Here is a 3,893-nt window from a genome sequence, read left to right on the forward strand (position 1 = left end):
CTGCTCGGGCGGCAGCGTGGCGACGGAGCCGTTGACGGGCGGCGCGTCGTACACGGGGAACGCCCCGGTGGGCTGCGTCCCGTAGGCGGCGGGGCCCGGGCGCGAGCCGACCGCGACGGGCTGGGGCGGCTCCGGCCGTCTGACCTCGGACGTCATCAGCACCGAGGCGGGCAGCACGACCCTGGCGGTGACCCCGTTGAGCGGCGACTCGTGCAGCCACACCCGCACCCCTAGCCGGACGGCGAGCTGGCCGACCACGAAGTGGCCGAGGTCGCGGGTCGGCTGGACCAGGAACGACTGCTCGCCCCTGAGCTTGACGTTCGCCTCGGCCAGCGCCTCGGCCGACATCCCGAGCCCGGAGTCGACGATCGCGATGTGGTACTCGTTGGCGGTCGCCCGCGCCGAGACCTCGACCTCCTGGTCGGGCGGCGAGAACGACAGCGCGTTCTCCACCAGCTCGGCCAGCAGGTGCGACACTTCGGCGGCGACGGCGCCGCGGAGCTGGCCGTCGTCGACGCGCCGCAGGATGACCCGCCGGTAGTCCTCGACCTCGGCCAGCGCCGACCGCAGGATGTCGCCGACGGAGATCGATCCGGACCATTTGCGGGGGCTGTGCTCCCCCACCAGCACCAGCAGCGACTCGGCGTTGCGCCGCATCCGGGTGGCGAGATGGTCGAGCTCGAACAGGTTGGCGAGCTGGTTGGGGTCGGCCTCCTCCTTCTCCAGCGCCGAGATAAAGCCGAGCTGCCTGCGGACCAGGTTCTGGTTGCGGCGGCCCAGGTTGGCGAGCGACTCCGCGGTGTTCCTGCGCATGACGGCCTGCTGCACGGCGAGCCGGACGGCGGTGGACTGCAGGTTGTCCAGTGCCCGCGCGACCTCGGCGAACTCGTCGTCGCGGCGGGCGAGCGTGGACGTCCCCTGCTCCAGCACCACGCTGCTCGGATCGGCCGCCCCCTGGATCAGGTCGACCGCGCGCGGCAGCCTGCTCTCCGCGGCGTCGTGGGCCTCGGCGGTGAGGATCTGGATCGGCCGCATGATCGACCGGAAGGTGTAGGCCCACAGGCCGAGCGCGAGCAGGATCGTGGCCCCCGCAACGCCGCCGTAGACGAACAGCCACTGCCTGGCGCTGGCCTTGATCTCCTGGGAGCGGGCCCTGACGTCCTCACCGACCGCGATCTGGAGGGCCCGCTCGTCGTCGACGACCTGGGTCATCGCCGACCACCACTTCGCCGGGTTGAGCCTCAGCTTCTGGCCGTTCGCGCCGAGCAGCGCGCGCTGCTCGAACGAGGCCGCGAGCGTCGCCTGCGGGGTCCGCAGCACGGCCTCGAGCTGGGCGGAGCGCTCCTGGGTGGCGACGGCCGGGAAGCTGTTGAGCGCCTCGACCTTCTTGGCACGGGTCTCGGTGAACCGGATGTAGTCGTCCTGGGTGAACTGGCCGAGGGCGAACACGCCGTTGAGGTGGCCGCGTTCGAGCGCGGTGCTCTCCTTGGCGCGGCCGATCGTGTGCAGCGAGGCGAGACCGCGGCGGAGGACCTTGTCGTTCTGGCCGACGTCGGAGGAGGCGGCCGCGTCGGCGAGCGCCGTGATGCCCGTGGTGTAGAAGTCGAGGAGCCGCGGCCGGGTGATCTGCCGGGCGTCCGCGGAACCGCGGACGTCGCCCAGCGTGGTCAGCTTGTCCAGGGCCGTGCTGACGGCCTCGTGCGCGGCGGAGCCGCCCGCGCCCAGCAGCTTGTCCAATGCCAGACGGGCGGCGTCGGACTTCTTGCGCTGCTGCTCCACCGGCTGCTGGTAGGCGGTCTCGCCACCGAGAAGGCCGCTGGTCAGACCGCGTTCCCGCTGGAGCGAGTGGATCAGCTCCTGGACGGACAGCACCAGTTCGACGTTCTCGGCCGTCGCGTCGGCCTCGCCGGAGACCTTCACCTGGTTCACGGTGCCCAGCACCGCGATCGTGATCAGCAGGACCGCTGGGACCGTGAGGATCAGGCCGATCCTCGCTCGGATCGTGCGCACTCCCCAGCGACGGCGCGGCTTGGAGCGCTCCAGTCGCGGAGCGCGCACGGTCGGGGCTGGCGCATCGGGAAGGGGCGGGACCGCCCTGCGGCGGCCGCTCATCGCTTCTCCCTGGGTTCGGCTGGCATGACCGCGAAGCTAGGGCGGGCTTATTTCCGGCGCGTTGCCGACCGGTACGGCCGGGGTGGAGTTCGGCTCACTCACGTTTGAACTCGATGTGAGTGCTCACGCAAACGCGACGAGTGCGCTGTCGAGCAGCGCGATCACCACTTCCTTCACCGAGGCGCGTTCGCGGGCGTCGCAGCGGATCAACGGCACCGAGAACGGGACGCCCAGCGCCTCCCTGACCTCGGCCAGGTCGTAATGCCGGGAGTCGGGGAACTGGTTGACGGCCACCGCGAACGGGATCCCGGTCTCCTCGAAGAAGTCCAGACACGGGTAGGCCTGGTCGATCCGGCGGGTGTCGACCAGGATGATCGCGCCGATCGCGCCCTCGATCAGGTCGTCCCAGAGGAACGCGAACCGCTCCTGCCCGGGCGTCCCGAACAGGTAGAGCACCAGCGACTGGTCGAGGGTGATCCGGCCGAAGTCGAACGCGACGGTCGTCGTGGTCTTCCCTTCGATGCCCAGGGAGTCGTCGACGCCGAACGACGCGTCGGTCATCGCGGCCTCGGTGGTCAGCGGTTCGATCTCCGAGAGCGCCCCGACGAAGGTCGTCTTGCCGACGCCGAACCCACCCGAGACAATGATCTTGGCTGAGATGAGGTCGCCGTCGGCGGTCTGGTCAGAGGGCACGGACACCTTCACGGATCCTCTCGAGCACGGAACGGAAGCGGAGGTCGTCCAGGCCGAGATGGTCGTGGACGGTGACGAGGCGTTCGGCCATCAGATCGGCGACGAGCACCCGCGCCACCCCGACCGGCAGCCCCATATGCCCGGCGATCTCGGCGACCGAGACGGGATGCTGGCAGAGCTGGACGATCCGGCGCCGCTCGAACGCCAGCGGCGCGGACAGTGCGGACGGCGGGGCGCTGATCAGGGTCTCCACCCGGAGCCGCTCGTCGACGGGCCTGGTGCGCCCGCCCGTCAGCACGAACGGCCGGACGATCGAGCCCTCCGGCTCCTCCACCACGACCGGTTCCCGCGGCGACGGCGGGCTGAACGGGACGCGCGGCGGCTCCTGCCTGACCTGCACCATCCGCGGGTCGGGCAGCCTGGGCCCGGGCTCGTCGCTTCTCACTGGAGCACCTCGCTCTTCAACTGGGCGACCATCTGCGGCGTCAGCAGCCCGCCGAACCGGTCGCAGAGCAGCGCGATCTCGTGGCCGACGAGGCCGAGATCGCACTGGGAGGTCGCGACGACGCCCAGGCAGGAGCCGTCGGAGATCGCCGACACCAGCAGGAAGCCCCGCTGCATCTCGACCATCACCAGACGCAGCCCCTCGAACCCGTACTGGCGTGACGCGCTCCTGGCCAGGCTGGTCATCCCGGACACGATCGCGGCGAGCCGTTCGGCGCCCTTGCGGTCGAGCCCTTCGGACAGGGCCATGAGCAGGCCGTCGGAGGAGACGGCGACGACGTCGGTGACCCCGTCCGTCGCCCGCACGAAGTTCTCCAGCAACCAGTTGAAGCTCTGCACCTCCGAAGCGGGGTGGGCCATCAGCTTTCTCCGTCCGTCTGGGTCTCGGGCTGGTCGGACGCCGCGCGCTGGAAGCCCGACCGGAACGCGGTGAGCATCGTCGACACCTCGGCGGGGGTGCGCTCGGCGACGGGTGGTTCCGGCTTCGCGGGCGCGGGGCGTGGCCTGCGGTCGGGTTTGCGGGCCCGGTGCTCGCCGCCCCCGCCGCGGGTGGACCGCTTGACCAGGCCGTTGGCCGTGCGTCC

Annotated in this window: 5 protein-coding genes; all 5 read right to left on the bottom strand. The window is 71.1% G+C overall.

Going from position 1 to position 3,893, the window contains the following annotated elements; all coding sequences use genetic code 11:
* A partial coding sequence (locus ACYVE7_RS30655; protein ID WP_460369619.1) for a sensor histidine kinase occupies nucleotides 1-2,058 on the bottom strand: 2,058 nt, incomplete at its 3' end.
* A 177-nt stretch (nucleotides 2,059-2,235) separates the two neighbouring features.
* Nucleotides 2,236-2,811 (bottom strand): GTP-binding protein, encoded by a 576-nt coding sequence (locus ACYVE7_RS30660; protein ID WP_460369621.1) that lies wholly within the window; start codon nucleotides 2,809-2,811, stop codon nucleotides 2,236-2,238.
* Nucleotides 2,795-3,250, bottom strand: a complete 456-nt coding sequence (locus ACYVE7_RS30665) for a DUF742 domain-containing protein (protein ID WP_460369623.1) — start codon at nucleotides 3,248-3,250, stop codon at nucleotides 2,795-2,797. Before ACYVE7_RS30665 ends, ACYVE7_RS30660 begins: the two co-directional genes overlap by 17 nt.
* Nucleotides 3,247-3,669, bottom strand: a complete 423-nt coding sequence (locus tag ACYVE7_RS30670; RefSeq protein WP_460369625.1) for a roadblock/LC7 domain-containing protein — start codon at nucleotides 3,667-3,669, stop codon at nucleotides 3,247-3,249. Before ACYVE7_RS30670 ends, ACYVE7_RS30665 begins: the two co-directional genes overlap by 4 nt.
* A partial coding sequence (locus ACYVE7_RS30675) for a hypothetical protein (protein ID WP_460369627.1) occupies nucleotides 3,669-3,893 on the bottom strand: 225 nt, incomplete at its 5' end. The genes ACYVE7_RS30675 and ACYVE7_RS30670, both read right to left, overlap by 1 nt.

It is taken from the genome of Actinocorallia lasiicapitis (assembly GCF_054778695.1).

Excerpts from the sequence above, each read along its gene's own strand:
- ACYVE7_RS30670 (WP_460369625.1), bottom strand. The coding sequence starts at position 3,669 with ATGGCCCACCCCGCTTCGGAGGTGCAGAGCTTCAACTGGTTGCTGGAG.